At 60.6% G+C, this 19,193-nt stretch carries 15 protein-coding genes; 2 read left to right on the forward strand and 13 right to left on the reverse strand.

Features of this window, described 5'->3' with window-relative positions; genetic code table 11:
* Positions 1-263 precede the first annotated feature (263 nt).
* Complete coding sequence (locus tag HB680_RS04480) at positions 264-1,523, forward strand: OprD family porin (RefSeq protein WP_213937411.1); 1,260 nt, start codon at positions 264-266, stop codon at positions 1,521-1,523.
* On the opposite strand, the gene HB680_RS04485 is transcribed toward HB680_RS04480, so the two are convergent.
* The 13 genes from HB680_RS04485 to pcaR form a co-directional block, all read right to left on the reverse strand.
* Positions 1,524-2,108 (reverse strand): hypothetical protein, encoded by a 585-nt coding sequence (locus HB680_RS04485; protein ID WP_213937412.1) that lies wholly within the window; start codon positions 2,106-2,108, stop codon positions 1,524-1,526. It abuts the gene before it with no gap.
* 9 nt (positions 2,109-2,117) lie between these two features.
* Positions 2,118-6,788: an RHS repeat-associated core domain-containing protein gene (locus tag HB680_RS04490; protein ID WP_213937413.1), complete on the reverse strand. Its 4,671-nt coding sequence runs from the start codon at positions 6,786-6,788 to the stop codon at positions 2,118-2,120.
* Positions 6,789-7,415: 627 nt separating this feature from the next.
* Positions 7,416-7,808 (reverse strand): 4-carboxymuconolactone decarboxylase, encoded by a 393-nt coding sequence (pcaC, locus tag HB680_RS04495; protein WP_213937414.1) that lies wholly within the window; start codon positions 7,806-7,808, stop codon positions 7,416-7,418.
* Between the two features lie 10 nt (positions 7,809-7,818).
* On the reverse strand, positions 7,819-8,610 hold the full coding sequence (gene pcaD, locus HB680_RS04500) for a 3-oxoadipate enol-lactonase (protein WP_213937415.1): 792 nt from the start codon (positions 8,608-8,610) through the stop codon (positions 7,819-7,821).
* An 11-nt stretch (positions 8,611-8,621) separates the two neighbouring features.
* Positions 8,622-9,986, reverse strand: a complete 1,365-nt coding sequence (locus HB680_RS04505) for a 3-carboxy-cis,cis-muconate cycloisomerase (protein WP_213937416.1) — start codon at positions 9,984-9,986, stop codon at positions 8,622-8,624.
* 45 nt (positions 9,987-10,031) lie between these two features.
* Entirely contained in the window at positions 10,032-11,336 is a 1,305-nt protein-coding gene (locus tag HB680_RS04510; protein WP_213937417.1) for an MFS family transporter, read from the reverse strand.
* A gap of 192 nt (positions 11,337-11,528) precedes the next feature.
* The gene (gene pcaG / locus HB680_RS04515) at positions 11,529-12,095 is read right to left on the reverse strand and encodes a protocatechuate 3,4-dioxygenase subunit alpha (RefSeq protein WP_213937418.1); all 567 of its coding nucleotides are present in this window, start codon (positions 12,093-12,095) and stop codon (positions 11,529-11,531) included.
* Position 12,096: 1 nt separating this feature from the next.
* Positions 12,097-12,801 (reverse strand): protocatechuate 3,4-dioxygenase subunit beta, encoded by a 705-nt coding sequence (pcaH, locus tag HB680_RS04520; RefSeq protein ID WP_213937419.1) that lies wholly within the window; start codon positions 12,799-12,801, stop codon positions 12,097-12,099.
* 34 nt (positions 12,802-12,835) lie between these two features.
* Positions 12,836-14,041, reverse strand: a complete 1,206-nt coding sequence (gene pcaF, locus HB680_RS04525) for a 3-oxoadipyl-CoA thiolase (RefSeq protein ID WP_213937420.1) — start codon at positions 14,039-14,041, stop codon at positions 12,836-12,838.
* Entirely contained in the window at positions 14,038-14,820 is a 783-nt protein-coding gene (locus HB680_RS04530; RefSeq protein ID WP_213937598.1) for a CoA-transferase subunit beta, read from the reverse strand. The genes pcaF and HB680_RS04530 overlap by 4 nt, the downstream gene beginning before the upstream one ends.
* Positions 14,817-15,674 (reverse strand): CoA transferase subunit A, encoded by an 858-nt coding sequence (locus HB680_RS04535; protein ID WP_213937421.1) that lies wholly within the window; start codon positions 15,672-15,674, stop codon positions 14,817-14,819. The genes HB680_RS04530 and HB680_RS04535 overlap by 4 nt, the downstream gene beginning before the upstream one ends.
* A gap of 274 nt (positions 15,675-15,948) precedes the next feature.
* The gene (locus HB680_RS04540) at positions 15,949-17,295 is read right to left on the reverse strand and encodes an MFS transporter (RefSeq protein ID WP_213937422.1); all 1,347 of its coding nucleotides are present in this window, start codon (positions 17,293-17,295) and stop codon (positions 15,949-15,951) included.
* Positions 17,296-17,478: 183 nt separating this feature from the next.
* Positions 17,479-18,321, reverse strand: a complete 843-nt coding sequence (gene pcaR, locus HB680_RS04545) for an IclR family transcriptional regulator (RefSeq protein ID WP_213937423.1) — start codon at positions 18,319-18,321, stop codon at positions 17,479-17,481.
* A gap of 662 nt (positions 18,322-18,983) precedes the next feature.
* On the opposite strand from pcaR, the gene HB680_RS04550 reads away from it, so the two are divergent.
* Positions 18,984-19,184 (forward strand): hypothetical protein, encoded by a 201-nt coding sequence (locus tag HB680_RS04550; RefSeq protein ID WP_007935837.1) that lies wholly within the window; start codon positions 18,984-18,986, stop codon positions 19,182-19,184.
* Positions 19,185-19,193: the final 9 nt, after the last annotated feature.

The following is a 19,193-nucleotide window of genomic DNA, read 5'->3' on the forward strand; positions in this document are numbered from 1 at the left end:
CCAGCACATCCGCCCCAAAATCCAAGCCAATCTTACGTTCGATAATCGCCCAAAACCCGTCCAAGCCAATTGAATCCCGCCGCCCATCCCCCGCACCATTCGCCTCACAAAACCAATAACAACAGGTTCATCACCATGCCCCCGCGCCCTGCCCTGTCCGGCTGATCTCACCCGTTCCTCCCCCCTTTTCAAATCTTGTGTCTGCACCCCCAGGTTGCGGCAGCGCCCCGTTTCACCCCTAACAATTAGAGAGACCCGAGCCCATGAAGCCTTCCACCGCGCAGTACCTGTTTCCCAGCCTCATCGCCGCCGCACTGGCCGGCAGTGCCTTGCCCGCCGCCGCCGAAGAGTCGGGTTTTGTCGAGGGGGCCAAGGTCAACCTGAACCTGCGTAACTTCTACATCAACCGTAACTTCACCAACCCGACCAAAGCCCAGGGCAAGGCTGAGGAATGGACGCAAAACTTCATCCTCGACGCCAAGTCCGGTTTCACCCAGGGCACGGTCGGGTTCGGGATGGATGTGCTGGGGCTGTACTCGCTGAAACTCGACGGCGGCAAAGGCACCGGTGGCACGCAGTTGCTGCCGCTGGATCACGATGGGCGCCCGGCGGACAGCTTTGGCCGCACCAACGTCGCGTTCAAAGCCAAGCTATCCCAGACCGAAGTGAAGGTCGGCGAATGGATGCCGGTGCTGCCGATCCTGCGTTCGGATGACGGCCGCTCCCTGCCGCAAACCTTCCGTGGCGGGCAAATCATGTCGAAGGAAATCGACGGCCTGACGCTGTACGGCGGCCAGTTCCGCGCCAACAGCCCGCGGGACGACAGCAGCATGAGCGACATGTCGATGGTCGGCAAAGCGGCGTTCACCTCTGACCGTTTCAACTTCCAGGGCGGCGAGTACGTCTTCAACGACAAGCACACCCAGATTGGCCTGTGGAACGCCGAACTCAAGGACATCTACAGCCAGCAATTCGTCAACCTGATCCACACGCAGCCCATCGGCGACTGGACCCTCGGCGCCAACCTCGGTGTCTTCTACGGCAAGGATGACGGCAGCGCCCGGGCCGGCGAGTTGGACAACAAGACCTGGTCCGGCCTGTTTTCGGCCAGGTACGGCGGCAACACCTTCTATGTCGGCCTGCAAAAACTCACCGGCGACAGTGCCTGGATGCGGGTCAACGGCACCAGCGGCGGCACACTGGCCAACGACAGTTACAACAACAGCTACGACAACGCCCAGGAACGCTCCTGGCAAGTACGCCACGACTACAACTTCGTCGCCCTCGGCATTCCCGGCCTGACCCTGATGAACCGCTACATCAGCGGCGACAACGTACACACCGCCACCACCACCGACGGCAAGGAATGGGGCCGCGAATCAGAACTGGGTTACACCGTGCAAAGCGGCACGCTCAAGGACCTGAACGTCAAATGGCGCAACTCGACCATGCGCCGGGACTTCAGCAACAACGAGTTTGATGAGAACCGGCTGATTGTCAGCTATCCGATCAGCTTGCTGTAATCAGGGCCCCATCCGGGAGCGGCTGCGCTCCCCCTTCAATTCGGCCTGCTTGGGAACCATGCCAGGTTCTTTGTTCTGGATTTTTCTCACGCCACGGCCTAAAAAATAGTGCCAGTTTTTACCCGACTGCAAAGCGGCATCGGTCCAGTAATAGTTGTCCGGTATTTTGGAAACGGTGCCGTCCGCAAACGTCACACCTTTGTTGGCAACTTTTTTCAGTATCCGGACAAGGCAGCTGGACACTTTTTTTTCCGTCTCGCTGGGGTCACCGAGAAACGTGGACGCCCCTAGCGCTTCCTCATCTTCACCGCCGTAACGAATGTCGACGAAACCCTTGCGGTCGCTACGGGTCAGGTCACGCTGTCCTTTCCCCAGGACTCTTTCACCCTCCGCACGGTCACCGATCATCAGCGCCAGGAACGGCGAATCGTTGTACAGAGCGTATTCATCAGCACCGACTTCACTCACCTCGGCAAAGGGAGTTTCATAATTGTCCGAACGATAAAGACTCAAATCGGCTTCATTTTTAAGTTGATTCACGACGCTCGAAAAATCGTTAAACGTCATAAAGACTGCCCGATCCATATCACTTCCTTATAGAGGACATGCCACATTGTTATAGCCGCGAAACTCAACCGCATCAGGCGTTTGGCTACCCGTGGTTTTATTAAGGAGATCGTCCCTGGCCTCTCGTTCACGTTTGATGGGCGTCACTCCGTCGGCTTCGACCTTACCGACATTACCGTAAACCAGGCTACCGTCGGCAGGCTTGAAAATGATATCTGGCCGCCGCCCGTCTTTATGCCCGCCGGGTGTCGGGATGAGGGTTTCTTTCCCTCCGCCACCGGCGATAACCGTGCCGTTTGCAGCCCGCACCTCATCGCCCCAGGCTTGAATCATTTCATTGTGCGGCCCCTCGCCATCGGTTTTCGGACCTCTTTTCGCCAAGCCCAGTGGGTCAACCCATTGCACCGGGTTCGGCGCGTAAGCGTAGAGGTTCAAACCGCCGGCGTAACTGAGCGGATCCTGACTGATAAACCGCCCGACCGTCGGATCATAGTATCGATAGCGGTTGTAATGCAGCCCGGTCTCATGGTCGTGGTATTGCCCCTGAAAGCGAATCGGGTTCGTCAGCCCCTGACGCTGCGCCCATTCCGAACGCTGCTCGCGCACTTCCCCCCACGCTTTGTAATGAGCGCTCCAGGCGATGTTGCCCTGCTGATCCGTCAACTCCTGCGGTGTGCCCAAGTGGTCGCATTGATACCAGAACAACGCATCAAAGGGTTGCACCGTCGGTTGGTGACTCCACAGTGGATCATCACCCAGACTGTAGTCGCCGCTGTAGTCAGGTTGCCCCAACAGGTCGATGGGTTTGTGCCGAAGCGCCTGGGCCACCGGGACAAAGGTGCCGGGTTGATAGAGGTAATGAACCGTGCGTCCCGTCGCCCCGTCCACCGCGCCGGGGCTACTTTCCCAGGCCAGATCGTCGCCGTCCCAGCCATACAGGGTAAAGCCGCAACCGTATTCCCGCTGTTTGCGCGCCTGTTCGTGGCGGTTCCATTGCGAGCCCGCCTCCAGGCGTTGCTTGTAATGCGCGCTGGAGTTTTTGTGCAGACGTCGTCCCAATGCGTCGTAGGAAAAGTCCACGGCAAGATGCGAATCTTCGAAATGCACCAGACGGTCGAAAAGGTCCCATTGCAACTCGCTGCGCTCGCCATTGCGCCAGCGCAGAACCTGATTGCCACGCTCGTCGTATTCGTAATGGGTGCCGGCGTGTTCGCGCAGCAGGTTGTCCATGTGTTTGCTGGGTGACGTGTCTTGATCCAGCGGTCGACGTACGGGTTGAACCGACTCGTCCAACAGGTTGAGCGCCGGGTCAAAGGCAAAGGTTTCCATGCCCAGGCGACTGCCGGCGCTGAGTAATTGGCCGACCGGGTCGTAGCGGTAGACCAGAGGGCCACGGCGACTGTCACGGATGTCCGTCAGTTGCCCGGCGGCGTCGTAGGTGTATTCGCGTTTGATCAGCGTGGACGTGTCGTCAACCCGTGTCAGCAGCTGCTCCTGCAAGCGCCCGGCGGGATTCCATTTTTGCGTTTGCAGCAACTGGTTGCCCTGATGACGGGCGACTTCGCGGTGCAAGTCATCGCGCTCATAGCCTGCCAACTCGTGTTCGTCGAGGCGCAGAGCGAGTAAATGGCCGCTGCCATAGGTGAGCCAACTGACCCGATGACCGTCCGGCCGAACCGTGGCAACGCGCTGGTTGAGGGCATCGTATTCGTGCTGCCACAGCGCGACCGTGGGTTGTTCCAGCGCCAGGTAATGCTGATGCTCACGCACCAGATTCGCAGCCGGGTCATAAAACCACTGCAAACGACTTTGATCGTTGCAAGCCATGATCAGGTTGCCATTGCCGTCATAGGCGAACGTTTCGCTCTGGGACCGATCTCCCTGACGGGCGCTGCGTTCGATCAAGCGCCCCATGGGATCGAAGCGGGTGGCGATGCTGCGCCCGCCGTTCAGGGTGTCGCTCAGCCGCCCGGTTTCAGGGTCGTAGCGGTAGCGCGTCACACGACCATCAAACCCGCTCTCCTCCAGCAAACGGCCGACCGGGTCGTAGTGGAACTGGGCACGGCGCTCGTTTTGGTTTTCCAGGGCCACCAGTCGGCCGAGGCGGTCCCAGCGATAACGCAGGGTTTGTTCGGCGGCATCAACACGCTCGGCGATCAGACCGACCGCGTTGTAACGCCAGGTGGTGCAGCGCTCCAGCGCATCGACATGCGCGAGCAAGCGACCCTCGGCATCCCGCTCGAAGCGTTCTTCGGTCTTGTCCGGGTGCTTGACCAGCACCTGTTGCCCGGCCCGGTACTGATACTCGGTGCTCTGCCCCGCTGCGTCGGTAAAGCAGATCATCTGCCCGCGTTCGTTGTACTCCCAGGTGCTGGTCTTGCCCGAGCAATCGGTGTACTTGATGAGCTGCCCGGCATCGTTGTACTCAAGCGTTTTCTCATTGCCATTGGCGTCCTTGATCGCGATGGGCAGGCCGGCGGGGTTGTAGGCATATTCGGTCTTGTTGCCCAGCGGATCGATGGCTTCCACTAGGTTGCCGTGATCGTCATAGCCCCGCTGCCACTGCCCGCCTTCGGCATCGCTGATCTTGATGATCTGATCGTGATCGTCGTAGGCGTAATGCACCACGCTGTCGTCGGCCCGGATGTGCTCCAGACGATTACCACGCTCGTCGTAGGTGTAGCGGTCGCTGGTGCCGTCGACATGCACATGACGAATCAGGTTTTTTGCGTCATCACGGAAGAACCATTCCGAACGCTCATCCGGATGACGAATGCGGTAGGTGTAGCCAAGGATGTCGTAGTAATGCCAGGTTTCGTTGCCGTGGGCGTCGGTGACGTACGTCAGGCGAATGTTCTCGTCCCACTCCAGGCGCGTGTCGAAACTGCCGTCGTCGGCCCATTCGCGGATGGCTTTGGCGTCGGCGCCGGTACCGTGCCATTCCAGGTTCATGCCGCGAGCAGTGCGGTCGGTGTAGCGGGTGATCAGGTGATGTTGGTACTGATAGGACCAAGCCGCGCCGTTCTCGTCCTGCGCCTGAATCAGGTCGCCATCAGCGCCGTATTGATAAGCACAGAGTTGACGCAACGGAACGCCGTCGACGATTTCCCAGAGGCCGGTCAACCGGCCATGATCGTCGATCATGGTGCCCAGGTGCCGATGGACCTTCGTGACGTCGTCCTGATAAGTGATCAGGTCCGACAGCACCGACAACTCGCCATGGCGATGCTCGTAATGCAGCATGATCCCGGCACCGTTGCGCAGCACCACGTTCGTCAGCACATAGCGCTGGCCACGGCGGACGTAGGTTTCCTTGCGCTCAAAACCACGGCACAGCAATAACTGGTGTTCGCCGGCACGAACCACCGTCACGTTTTCGATGGCGTCGTAATGGAACTGGCCGACTTTGGGCAGCGGGTAATTGTGGCTGCGACCGTCGGCGGCATGCAGCAGCAGGCCATCGTCGACACAGTCGAAGCGCGTGGTGAGCTCGCTGACCCAGCGCGCGCCAAGTTCACTGTGGTCGTACGCATCCAGGCGCGAGTTGTAGGTGCGGGTCCATTCGATGGGGAACGGCCCTGGCAAACTGAAATCGGTATGCCTGAGGACTTCCGACCCCAGCGCAAAACGGATACTGCGTTTGGTGCCGGGCATGACCCCGTTTTTACAAGGATTGCTGTTACCCCTCGCCGGTGCCTGACGACTGGTGGCTTCCAACCGACCTTCGCCGGCCTTGTGTCTGGCCTGGGTGGTCGAGCCGGGTTTGACCCCCGCGCCCTGGCCATGGGCACGGCGCTTGCGGAAACTGGTCACCGCACCGGCCAGCACCTGGAGCAACCACCCGATGGAATGCCGGGCTCCGGGATTACCCAGTTTGCTCAGTTGCGTGCGCAACTCGGGGCCCATCGCCTTCAATACGCCAGTGTGCGTCAGCACCAATTGCCGGGCCTGCTCCGGCAACAGGTTCTTCGCCGCACTGTTGGCGACGCCCTTCCCCGCAGCCTTGTAGGCGCTGAACGCTGCGCCGAAGATGTTGCCAATGGCTGCCTTCGGATCGTTCAGCAGTTGATTACCCGCAGCGTTCAACTTTTGCTTCGCCGCCTGCGCATCGCCTTTGGCATCGAGCGTGCCATTGACCGTGGTCTCCAGGCCTTTGGCGATTTCCGTCACCGCGCTTTCGCCCAACTTGCCGGCATCGTTGAGAATGCCCGCCAGTTTGGGTTGTGCCTGCGTCACAAAGTCATCGATGGTGCCGACGATCGTGGCATTGAGGTGCCCGACCAACACCTCGATCATGGAATCACCCAGCAGCATCTTGGCGCTGTTGCGCAGTTCCTGACGCACCAGAAACAGGGTCGGGCGCAGGCTCATGCGTGCCGCCGCCATGGTCGGTGGCGCGGGTAAAACTCCGATCAGGTTAATACCGAGGCTGACCCAGTCGAGCAACGCCCGTTGCTTGCTTTTGGCCAGGGTGACGATGTCGCCCAAGGCGTCCACCAGCGCCATGATATTGCCCACCACCGGCAGCGCGCCGGCGACGTTCCTGATCCGGTCGAGGGTGACGACACCGCCGCTGATGGACCGCAACCACGCATCAAATACCGCAGCGCCACGTCCGACGTCCTGGATATCGATGGTATTGAGCGGGACGACTGCGACCTGGGGCTCACGTTTTGCCGTAACGGTTTCAGTCGTCATGACAGCCACCCGCCTGCCAGGAGATGGGGTGCTTTGGGGGCCGGTGCGAACATTCCTTGTTCCTCGTGCGATGACGCAGCATTCGTCGACGGTGATTGGCTCAAGGGGCAGATCGGACGGCGTGATTGTTTGCCCCGCTGTCGAAGTTGAGTTCAAAACGCGTGCCAGCCATTGCCTAGCCTTTACGTTTCAAAGATTTAGGAAAAACCCTCAGCCGTATTCAGATGTTTGCCGTGGAAAATCACCGCCAAGTGCGCAAGAAGTTGCGCAGTACTGCGCAACTTCTTGCGCACTTGGCTGCAAGCCTCTAACAACGTGGCTTGTGGCGGTTTCCGTGTATAGATGCCAGCCGCCACTGCGCAACTTCTTGCGCACTTGAAATCCCTGGTTCGGCTAGCGCTGTATCGCCCAAGCGGATTTTCATCGTCGCCACCGTCTGAAACCACCACAAATCCTGTGGGAGCGGGCTTGCTCGCGAAAGCGGTGTGTCAGGCAACATCAATATCGACTGACACGGCCCCTTCGCGAGCAAGCCCGCTCCCACATTTAATCTGTGCATCAACACAAATCCACTGTGTGCGAGCCCGCTCGCGAGGGCATCAGACCAGCCCCTGCAAACTCAGGCGTTCACTCCCGCGACTCAACCCCCAACTCATCCCACACCGATTCAGCCAGGTGGAACGTGGCATTGGCCGCCGGGATTCCGCAGTAGATCGCGCTCTGCATGATCACTTCCTTGATCTCGCCCCGGGTCACGCCGTTGTTGGCGGCGGCGCGCAGGTGCAGTTTGAGTTCTTCGTTGCGGTTCATGCCGATCAGCATGGCGATGGTGATCAGGCTACGGGTGTGGCGCGGCAGGCCCGGGCGGGTCCAGATGTCACCCCAGGCGTGGCGGGTGATCATTTCCTGGAACTCCGAGTTGAACTCGGTCAGCGCATTCAGGCTGCGGTCGACATGGGCATCGCCAAGCACGGCGCGACGGACTTTGAGGCCTTCGTTGTAACGTTGTTTCTCGTCCACAAACAGTCCCTCAATGATTCGTCAGAAACGCCCGCACCCGCTCGCTGAACGCGGCGCCAGCCTGGACGTTGGACAGGTGCGCGGCATAGAACTCGGCGTATTCGGCGCCCCGCACATGTTGTTGAATAAAGTGCCCGCCAGACGGCGGCGTAACCGCGTCTTCGGTACCGGCGATCACCAGCAGCGGCACCTTGATCGAAGACAACTGATCACGGAAATCGGCATCCCGCACGGCCGCGCAATTGGCTGCGTAACCTTCAGGCGACGTGGCGGCCAGCATGTCGGTGATCTTCGCCGCCGCCGCCGGATTGGCTTCGGCAAAGTCCGGGGTAAACCAGCGCGCAATCGAGGCATCACGCAAGGCCACCATGGCCGCCGGACCGTCACGCAGCACGGTTTCGATCCGTGGGTTCCACACCGACGGATCGCCGATTTTCGCCGCGGTGTTGCACACGATCAATTTGTTCAGACGCTGGCCCGCGTTGATCCCCAGCCACTGCCCGATCAAGCCGCCCATGGACAAGCCACAGAAATGCGCACGCTCGATGTGCAAGGCATCCAGCAGCGCCAGCACGTCACGGCCCAATTGTTCGATGCTGTACGGCCCCGGTGTTACCAGCGACTGGCCATGACCACGGGTATCGAAACGCAGCACCCGGAAATGCTCGGTGAACGCGGCAATCTGCGCGTCCCACATGTGCAAGTCGGTGCCCAACGAGTTGGACAGCACCAACACCGGCGCACCTTCCGGGCCATCAAGCTTGTAATGCAGTTCGCCCTCGGCGAGTTGTACGAATGCCACAGCAGCCTCCTTCAGGCAGTCAACGCAAAATGTTCCGCCACCGCGCGCTCAACCCAGGTATGGGCCTGGCCGAGGTAGTGGGCTGGGTCCAGCAATTGATCCAGTTCAGCGTCCGAGAGGTGCGCCGTCACTTGCGGCTCATCCCCGAGGACTTCACGCAGATGACGTTGCTCAGCCACGGCGCGTTTGCAGCATTGCTCCAGCAGATGATGCGCGCTATCACGACCGACCCGTTGCGCGAGGACGATGCTGACCGCTTCCGCCAGCACCAGGCCTTGTGTCAGGTCGAGGTTGCGTGCCATGCGCGTCGCGTCCACTTCCAGGCCATCGGCCAGCAGCAGCGCTTGTTGCAGGCTGCCGGACACCAGGCAGCAAATCTCCGGCAGGGTTTCCCACTCGGCATGCCACAGACCCAGGCTGCGCTCGTGTTCTTGCGGCATGGCGCTGAACAGGGTCGAGAGCAGGCCCGGTACCCGCGTCGCCGCACTGATCAGCACGGCGGCGCCGACCGGGTTGCGTTTGTGCGGCATGGTCGAGGACCCACCTTTGCCTGGCGCCGCCGGTTCGAAGACTTCGCCGGCTTCGGTCTGCATCAACAGGCTGATGTCGCGGCCGAATTTGCCGAGGCTGCCGGCGATCAAACCGAGCACCGCGCCGAACTCCACCAGACGATCGCGTTGGGTGTGCCACGGTTGTTCCGGCAATGTCAGTTGCAGCTCTTCAGCCAAGGCCTTGGCAATTGGCATGGCCTGATCCCCAAGGGCCGCGAGGGTCCCGGAAGCGCCGCCGAATTGCAGCACCAGCAAGCGCGGCTTGAGTTCGCGCAAACGCTGGCGACTGCGAGTCACCGCGCCCAGCCAACCGGCGATTTTCATGCCGAGGGTCACCGGCGTCGCGTGTTGCAACCAGGTACGCCCGGCCAACGGCGTGGCGACGTAGCGCCAGGCCTGGGTCGCCAGGGTTTCCCCCAGTTGCGCCAGATCGTGTTCGATCAGCGCCAGGGCTTGGCGCAACTGCAGCACCAGACCGGAATCCATCACGTCCTGACTGGTGGCGCCCAAATGCACGTAGCGCTCGGCCTCGGCATCGTTCGCGGCAATCTGTTTACCTAACGCTTTGACCAGTGGAATCGCCGAATTGCCCGCCGTGGCGATCGCTTCACCGAGGGCGGCGAAATCGTAGTACCCGGCCTGACACGCCGCTTCAATAGCAGCGACCGCACTGTGCGGAATCAACCCGACCTGCGCTTCAGCCCGGGCCAGCGCCGCTTCGAAATCGAGCATGGCCTGCACCCGGCCCTGATCGCAGAACACGTCGCGCATATCGCGGGCAGTGAAATAGGCATCGAACAATTGATTGTTCGGTCGCTGGTTCATAAACAATCCTTGAGGGCGTGGGCCGCTGGGGCCCACGGGTAAAGATCAAAGGTCGTGGTGCAGATATTTCGCCTGTTTCGGCAGGCGCAGGCTGAACAAGAACGCCACCGCCATCATCACCGTCACGTACCAGTAAAAGGAGTTTTCCATGCCCACGGCTTTCAGGCTCAGGGCCACGTATTCCGCCGAACCGCCGAAGATCGCATTCGCCACTGCGTACGCCAGGCCGACGCCCAGTGCGCGCACTTCCGGCGGGAACATTTCGGCTTTCACCAGGCCACTGATCGAGGTGTAGAAACTGACGATCGCCAACGCCACGGTAATCAGCACAAAGGCCAGGAACGGACTGCTGACGCTTTTCAGGCTGAGCAGGATCGGCACGGTGAACAACGTCCCCAACGCACCGAACCACAGCATCGAGTTACGCCGGCCGATCTTGTCCGCGAGCATGCCGAACAGCGGCTGCATGCACATATAAAGGAAGAGCGCGCCAGTCATGATGTAACTGGCGGTTTTGGCATGCATGCCGGCGGTGTTCACCAGGTACTTCTGCATGTACGTGGTGAAGGTGTAGAAAATCAGCGAGCCACCGGCGGTGTAACCAAGCACGGTGATGAACGCGGCTTTATGGTCGCGGAACAGCGCCATGATGCTGCCGGCGTCCTTGTTTTCGCGCATTTCCTTGCTGGTGGTTTCCTTGAGCGAACGACGCAGGAACAGCGAGATCAACGCCGCCACCGCACCGACCACAAACGGAATCCGCCAGCCGTAGGCACGCAAATCATCTTCAGTGAGGAACTGTTGCAGGATCACCACCAGCGACACCGCCAGCAATTGCCCGCCAATCAGCGTCACGTACTGGAACGACGCAAAAAAACCGCGCTGGCCCTTGAGCGCGACTTCGCTCATGTAGGTCGCGGTGGTGCCATATTCGCCGCCCACCGACAAGCCCTGAAGCAGGCGCGCGAACAGCAACATGATCGGCGCCCAGACGCCGATGTCCTTGTAAGTCGGCAGGCAAGCGATGAGCAATGAGCCGAAGCACATCATCAGAATCGAGATCAGCATCGAATTCTTGCGCCCGTGCTTGTCCGCCACACGGCCGAAAATCCAGCCGCCAATGGGCCGCATCAGGAACCCGGCGGCGAATACACCGGCGGTGTTGACCAACTGCACCGTGGGGTTGTCGGACGGAAAAAAGGCTGGCGCGAAATAGATGGCGCAAAAGGCGTAAACGTAAAAGTCGAACCATTCGACCAGGTTGCCGGACGAGGCGCCGACAATGGCGAAGATGCGCTTGCTGCGCTCTTCCCCGGTGTAGTGCTCTGTTGAAACAGTAGTCGTTGTCATTGTTTTTCACTCAATGGGGACAGTGAGAGTCTAGACACACTTAGCAACAGTCCCGTTCCGCAGATGCATCGGCAACACAAATCCCTTGTGGGAGCGGGCTTGCTCGCGAAAGCGGTGTGTCAGTCACATTAATGTTGAATGTGCCGACGCTTTCGCGAGCAAGCCCGCTCCCACAGGGTTTGCGCTGATCACTCAATAATCAAAAAACACCGTCTCCGCATCAGTGCCCTGCAGAATCACATTCCACTGATAAACACCCGACGCATCCGCCTTCGCCAGCAAGGTGCTGCGGCGTTCAGCCGGCACGCATTCGAGCAACGGGTCCGAAACGTTCGCCGGTTCCCCATCAAAGTAAATCCGCGTCAGCAGGTGTTTCACCAACCCACGTGCAAACACCAGCACCACCAGGTGCGGCGCCTGGGTCGTGGCGTTCAGCCCTTCCACCGTCCCGGGCTTAATCGTGGTGAAACGAAACCGCCCTTCGGCATCCACCGGCACCCGGCCAAAGCCTTCGAAGTGCGGGTCCAGGGGTTTGTCCTGATCGTCGTCGGGGTGGTCGTATTTGCCGGCGGCGTTGGCCTGCCAGACTTCCAGCATCGCGTCGTTGACGAAATCGCCGTTGCCATCGACGACTTGCCCGGTGATCGCCACCCGTTGGCCGAGGGTTTGTTCGACGGTCAGGTCTTCGCGGTTCAGCCAGGTCAGGCCGATGTGGTAATACGGCCCGACGGTGTGGGACGTGGTCGCGTTCAGCGTCATCTTATTTCTCCATCGGCGTGGCTTCGCGGCCGCGCAAGACGATGTCCCAGCGATAACCGAGGGCATAGGAAGGGATGGTTTTTTCCAGGTCGAAACTGGCGATCAAACGCTCTTTGGCGCGGGTATCGGGTACGCAGTTGTAGATCGGGTCATAGGCCAGCAACGGGTCGCCCGGGAAATACATTTGGGTGACCAGCCGCGTCAGAATACTCGGCCCGAACAGTGAGAAATGGATGTGCGCCGGGCGCCAGGCATTGTGGTGATTGCCCCACGGATAGGCGCCGGGCTTGATAGTCTGGAATTGATACCAGCCCTCGGCGTCAGTCACGGTGCGGCCGGTGCCGGTGAAGTTCGGGTCCAGCGGTGCGTCGTGCAGGTCGCGGGCATGGTTGTAGCGCCCGGCGGCGTTGGCCTGCCAGATCTCCACCAGAATTCCCGGTACCGGCAAGCCATCTTCATCCAGCACGCGGCCGTGGATGATGATGCGCTCGCCCAAGGGCTCGCCGCTGTGCTGGACGGTCAGGTCGTTGTCGCGTTCGTTGATGCGCTCGGCACCGATGGTCGGGCCGGTGATTTCCGACAGCGAATGCGGCAAAAACACCAACGGCTTGGACGGCGCGCGGCGGTTGGTGGATTGGTAGGTCGGGTGCAAGTATTCCGGCTGGGTGCCTTCTTGCGGGCGACGGTAACCAGGCTTGTCAGTCATTTCGCTTTCCTCTGTTCTTATTGGTCGGCGGCTGTCAGACGCGTTCGATGGCGAGTGCCAGACCTTGGCCGACGCCGACGCACATGGTCGCCAGACCATTCTTGCCGCCGGTCTTTTCCAGTTGATGCAACGCCGTCAGCACCAGCCGCGCACCGCTCATGCCCAGCGGATGGCCCAAGGCAATGGCGCCACCGTTCGGGTTGACCTGGGCTGCATCGTCCGCGATGCCCAATTCACGCAGCACCGCCAAGCCCTGGCTGGCGAAGGCTTCGTTGAGTTCGATCACGTCGAAATCGCTGACCGCCAAACCGAGGCGTTCAGTGAGTTTGCGCACCGCCGGGACCGGGCCGATGCCCATCACCCGAGGAGCGACACCGGCGCTGGCCATGCCGAGCACTTTGGCGCGGGCAGTCAAACCGTGTTTTTTCACTGCTTCGGCGGACGCCAGGATCAACGCGGCCGCGCCGTCGTTCACCCCCGAGGCATTGCCGGCGGTAACGGTTTTGTCGGGACCGTTGACCGGTTTGAGTTTGGCCAGGGTTTCCAGGGTGGTGTCAGCGCGCGGATGTTCGTCCTGGGTGACCACGGTTTCGCCTTTCTTGTGGGCAATCCGCACTTCAACGATTTCCTCGGCGAAAAATCCTGCGGCTTGCGCGGCGGCGGTACGCTGCTGACTGCGCAGTGCGAAAGCGTCCTGATCCTCGCGGGAAATTTCGTAATCGTCCGCCACGTTGTCAGCGGTTTGTGGCATCGCATCGACGCCGTACTGGGCTTTCATCAACGGGTTGATAAAACGCCAGCCAATGGTGGTGTCTTCCAGCTTCATGTTGCGCGAGAACGCCGCATCGGCCTTGCCCATCACGAATGGCGCGCGGGACATCGACTCGACGCCGCCGGCAATCGCCAACTCCATCTCGCCGCTGGCGATGGCGCGGAACGCGGTGCCGATGGCGTCCATACCCGAGGCGCAGAGGCGATTGAGGGTGACGCCGGGAATGCTTTCCGGCAGGCCCGCCAGCAGCAGCGCCATGCGCGCCACGTTGCGGTTGTCTTCGCCGGCCTGGTTGGCGCAGCCGAGGAACACCTCGTCCACGGCGTTCCAGTCCACCGACGGGTTGCGTTCCATCAAGGCCTTGATCGGCACAGCGGCGAGGTCGTCGGCGCGAACCGCTGACAAGCCACCACCGAAACGGCCAATGGGCGTGCGAATCGCGTCGCAGATATAAACGTCACGCATCACGCTTCTCCGGGTGCTTGGCCGTGGGCGGCAGCGGTGCGGGCTTCCAGATCCCTTAAGGCTTTGAGTTCAACCTCGGATGGCTCGGCGGTGTTTTCAACGTGCTCGGCAAAACGAATCGCCCAACCGGTGGCGGCGGTCACTTGCTCGCGGGTCACGCCTGGGTGCAGCGCGGTGACCACGAATTCATGGGTGCCGGCTTCCGGTTCCATGATGCACAGGTCGGTGATGATGCCCACCGGACCGGCGCCCGGCAGGCCCAGACGTTTGCGCGAATCACCGCCCTCGCCATGGCCGACCGAGGTGATGAAGTCGAGTTTGTCGACAAAGGAGCGCGCCGACTGTTTAAGGATGATCAACACGCTCTTGGCGGAACCGGCAATCTCCGGCGCGCCACCGGCACCCGGCAGGCGGACTTTCGGCTGGTGATAATCGCCCACGACCGTGGTGTTGATGTTGCCGAAGCGATCGACCTGCGCCGCGCCGAGAAAACCGACGTCGATGCGCCCGCCCTGCAACCAATAGCGAAAAATCTCACCGGTCGGTACGACGGTGTCGGCAGTTTCCGCCAGTTCACCGTCACCGATCGACAACGGCAGTACGCTCGGCTTGGCCCCGATCGGCCCCGATTCGTAGATCAGGACGACATCCGGCGAAGACGTCAGCCGCGCCAGGTTGGCGGCTTTCGACGGCAGGCCGATGCCGACGAAGCACACCGAACCGTTCTTCAAACGGCGGGCGGCGGCGACGGTCATCATTTCATTGGTGGTGTACGTCATTATTTGGCCTCCGAAGCAGCGGCCAGCTTGGCCTGGAACTCGCTGAAGTCAGCGCAGCCGTGGATGTACTCGTTGATCCATGCGGTGAAGGTGTCACGGTCCCGGGCAATCGGGTCCCAGGCCTGGTAGAAGCGGTTGTCGCGCTCGTTGTAACCGTGGGCGTAGGACGGATGCGCGCCGCCAGGAACGTGGCACACCGCGCTCAAGGCCCAGGTTGGCAGTACGCAGGCATTCATCGGGGCATTGAGGTCGTCGACGATCTCTTCGACGGTGACGATGCAGCGCTTGGCCGCCAGCGCCGCTTCTTTCTGCACACCGAGAATGCCCCACAGCAGCACGTTGCCCTTGCGGTCAGCCTTCTGCGCGTGAATCACGGTGATGTCCGGGCGCACCGATGGCACGGCGGCAAGCACTTCGCCGGTGAACGGGCAGGTCACGGTTTTGATCAGCGGGTTGACCTTTGGCAGGTCGGAACCGGCGTAGGCCCGCAGCACCGCGAACGGTAGGCCGGAGGCGCCAGCGACGTAGGCGTTGGCCAGGTCGGCATGACTGTGTTCTTCGATTTCCAGTGGCTGCGGCCACTGTTTCTCAACGGCATCACGCAGACGGTGCAGCGAACCCACACCCGGATTGCCGCCCCAGGAAAAAATCAGCTTGCGAGCACAACCGGCACCGATCAGCTGGTCGTAGATCAAGTCAGGCGTCATCCGCACCAGCGTCAGATCTTTCTTGCCCTGGCGAATGATTTCATGACCCGCTGCCGTCGGAATCAGGTGGGTGAAGCCTTCGAGCGCGACGGTATCGCCGTCGTTAACGAATTGCTTCACCGCGTCATGCAGCGAAAGGATTTCAGCCATGGGGCAGGCTCCCGTTTTGTGGTGTACCGACAGTGGAAGAAAAAGGCGCGAGGTTCAGCGCCGAAGTCACTGAAGAGTAAGCCGCTGAAAATGGCCAAACAATCCGATAATCGACTGAGTGTTCGTTTATCGAACAGATTGTTGTCTGGCTATCATTCCGTGTTGCCCCAAAAAGATCGCAGCCTTCGGCAGCTCCTACAGTGGAATGTGCGCACCTGTAGGAGCTGCCGAAGGCTGCGATCTTTTCCTGCAACACCGCTACTTCAACCTGGAATCAGGTCGCATCCGCATGACTGACCATGCCCTTGATCACCACCGCCGTGGTCGCCAGTGCCGCCGGAATCACCAGCGCCGTCAGCACCTGCTCGAAATTCCAGCCCAGCCCCAGCAACGTCGCGCCCATCCACGCTCCAAGAATCGCGCCGAAACGGCCAATCCCGAGCATCCACGAGACACCGGTCGCCCGGCCCTGGGTCGGATAAAACCGCGCCGCCAGCGAAGGCATCGCCGATTGCGCACCGTTGACGCACATCCCGGCCACCAGCACCAACGTCGCCAGCAGCGTGATGTGCCCCAGGCTCTGCCCGACCGCGTAGGCAAACACCCCGGCCAGCAGGTAGAAAGTGCCGATCACCTTGTGCGGATTGAACCGGTCCATCGCCCAGCCTACGCCGACGGCACTCAGCACCCCACCAAACTGGAACAGTGCGCCGATAAACGCCGCCTGCTCCATGCTCGCGCCGCTGTCACGCATCAGCGTCGGCAACCAACTGGTCAACAGGTAAACGATCACCAGGCCCATGAAGTAGGTCAGCCACAGCAGCAAAGTGCCGGTGCTGTAGGTGCCATTGAAAATCACCGCGAACACATTGCGCGCCTTCACGGTTTTCTGTTCCGGCACACTAAAACTGGACGCCTGCGCTACCACCACCGGGTCAATCGGCGCCAGGGTTTTGCGCACTTTGTCGGTGCCGCGGTTGCGGACTACAAGGTAACGCGCCGATTCTGGCAGCCAGAACAGCAATACGACGGCAAGGATCAGCGGCAGAATCCCACCGATCAGCAACAGGCTGTGCCAGCCGAACGCAGGGATCAGCTTGGCGGATATGAATCCGCCGCCGGCCATGCCGAGGTTGAAGCCACAGAACATGCTGGTCACCAGCAGGGATTTCTTGCGCTCCGGGGTGTATTCCGACAGCAGCGTGGTGGCGTTCGGCATGCCGGCGCCCAAGCCCAAACCGGTGAGGAAGCGCAGCACCAGCAATTGGTCGACGTTGCTGCTGTAGGCCGAAGCCAGGCTGAAGATGCCGAACAGAAATACCGCGCCCACCAGTACGACTTTTCGTCCAAAGCGGTCAGCCAATGGCCCGGAACCCAGTGCGCCGAAGACCATGCCGATCAGCGCGGCGCTCATCACCGGGCCAAGGCTGGCGCGGTCGATGCCCCAGTCCTGGGACAGGGCCGGTGCGATGAAACCCATGGCCGCGGTGTCGAGGCCATCAAGGAAGACAATCAGGAAACACAGGATCACCACTCGCCATTGGTAGCGCGAAATGGGTTGGGCATTGATGAAGGACTGCACGTCGAGGCAGTTTCCTACAGCAGACTGAGGCTGATTCATTATTTTTATTCCACGCCCGGAACGCGTGGCCTCTTCTCATTGTTATGGGGGTTCGTCGTCCGGCGTGACCGAGGGTCAACAGCGCCGGATGACGCTGCCGCGACATTAATGATCCGAGGGAAACAGCGTCAATTCGATAAACGCGACTCTGTGCGTTTATCGAACAGCTTAGATGAATGCTGCTTATGCGAAGAGCTGCGCGCTGAGGTCGCGGCTGGCGCTCAGCAAACCGGGGAGGAAGCGTTGTTCCAACTCGTTGCGGCTGACGCGCCCGGCATGGGTACTGACATTCAGCGCCGCCACCACCTGGCCGGACGCGTCGTACACCGGCACCGCAATCGAGCGCAGGCCTTGTTCCAGTTCCTGATCGACGATGCACCAGCCCTGCTGTCGCACCGCTTGCAGGCATTCGAGCAACGCCTCGGGGGTGTGCAGGGTGCGGCTGGTCTTGGCTTGAAACTCCGCGTGATCGAGGTATTCGCCCAGCGTCGTGTCGTCCAGGGCCGCGAGCAGAATTCGGCCCATGGAGGTGCAATAGGCCGGCAAACGCCCACCGACCGACAAATCCACCGAAATCAGACGCTGGGTCGTTGCCGAACGGGCGATGTACAGAATGTCGTCGCCTTCCAGAGTCGCCATATTGCATGCCTCGTGCAACTGCTCGCTCATGCGGTCGAGATACGGCTGAGCGGACACCGCCAGTGGCGTCGAGGACACGTAGGCATGGCCCAGGGTCAGGACTTTGGGCAACAGCGAATAGGTGCGCCCGTCGGTGGTGGCGTAGCCGAGTTTGATCAAGGTATGCAGGCAGCGTCGCACCGCAGCACGGGGGATTTCCGTGCGGTGGCTGATCTGAGCGATGGTCAGGTGGCGCTTGCGCTCCTGAAACGCCTGCACCACCGCCAGGCCACGGGCCAGGGACGTCATGAAGTCGGGGTCGCCGGTCATGGCCTGGATCCGCTTGGCCGGCGAGGCGACGATCGGCGGCGCCACTGAAGCGAAGGAGTTGCGCAGTTGATCGTTCATATCAGGTCCTTTTCCTACACGGATCAGTGGCTATTACAAGCGGCTCTTGACTGAGACACAAGCCACTGGCTGCAAGATTGGGCGATTATCGAACCATCGACCGATAATCGCAATCGACGGCAGAGTCGTGCGGTGCGGCGCTGTTGTTCTTACTCAGAAGCGGCCCAGACTTACAGATAACTGTAATGGTTAGAACTTGTCCGACTTGTTGGCGTCAGAAACAGGGCGCTGAAAAGTAGCATGCCGGAACACTCTAATTACCCGTAAAAGTTGCGAGTAACAAAATCATCACACACCAGGAACCACTTTTAACTCTCTGGAGATAGTGTTCTTCAAATCGACCGCTATAATGCACCTCAGTGGCCCGCCGGTTTCTTACTTGCGATTAAGCCATCCGGAGCGCGATGTCCCATCGCCGCCGCCCGCAGCAAGCGCCTGACGCTCATTCTTTATGCAACGCCAACGCGCGCGCTGAAACAGGACACTGAAGCTACGTCAGCTGTTTTCTCTGGTGCCGTGGCCGCCTGCAACATGGAAGTGTTGATTATTGTGTCGTAAAAAGGCCGATGCCCTTTCAGGTATTGTCCTTTCTACGAGCGTGGTCAATAAACTCGCTGCAGCGCGTTTCACCAGAATTTATCTCAACTCAATCAGGTAGCACTGTGACGAAAGACGAACTGCGCGCGGAACTTGAGCGCCAGGAACAACGTTACAAGGAAGTTTACGGCGGGGAAGTCACCACCTACGCCGCCCAGCCCGAACCGGAGCGCAAGCCCTGGCGTAAACGCGCCACCGTTCAGGATCAGGCCTTCACCCAGGAACTGCAGAAGATGGAAAAGGAACTCAAAGCCGAAGAGCCTTGACCGCACCCG

The organism is Pseudomonas sp. dw_612 (genome assembly GCF_018449725.1).
GTDB lineage: Bacteria > Pseudomonadota > Gammaproteobacteria > Pseudomonadales > Pseudomonadaceae > Aquipseudomonas.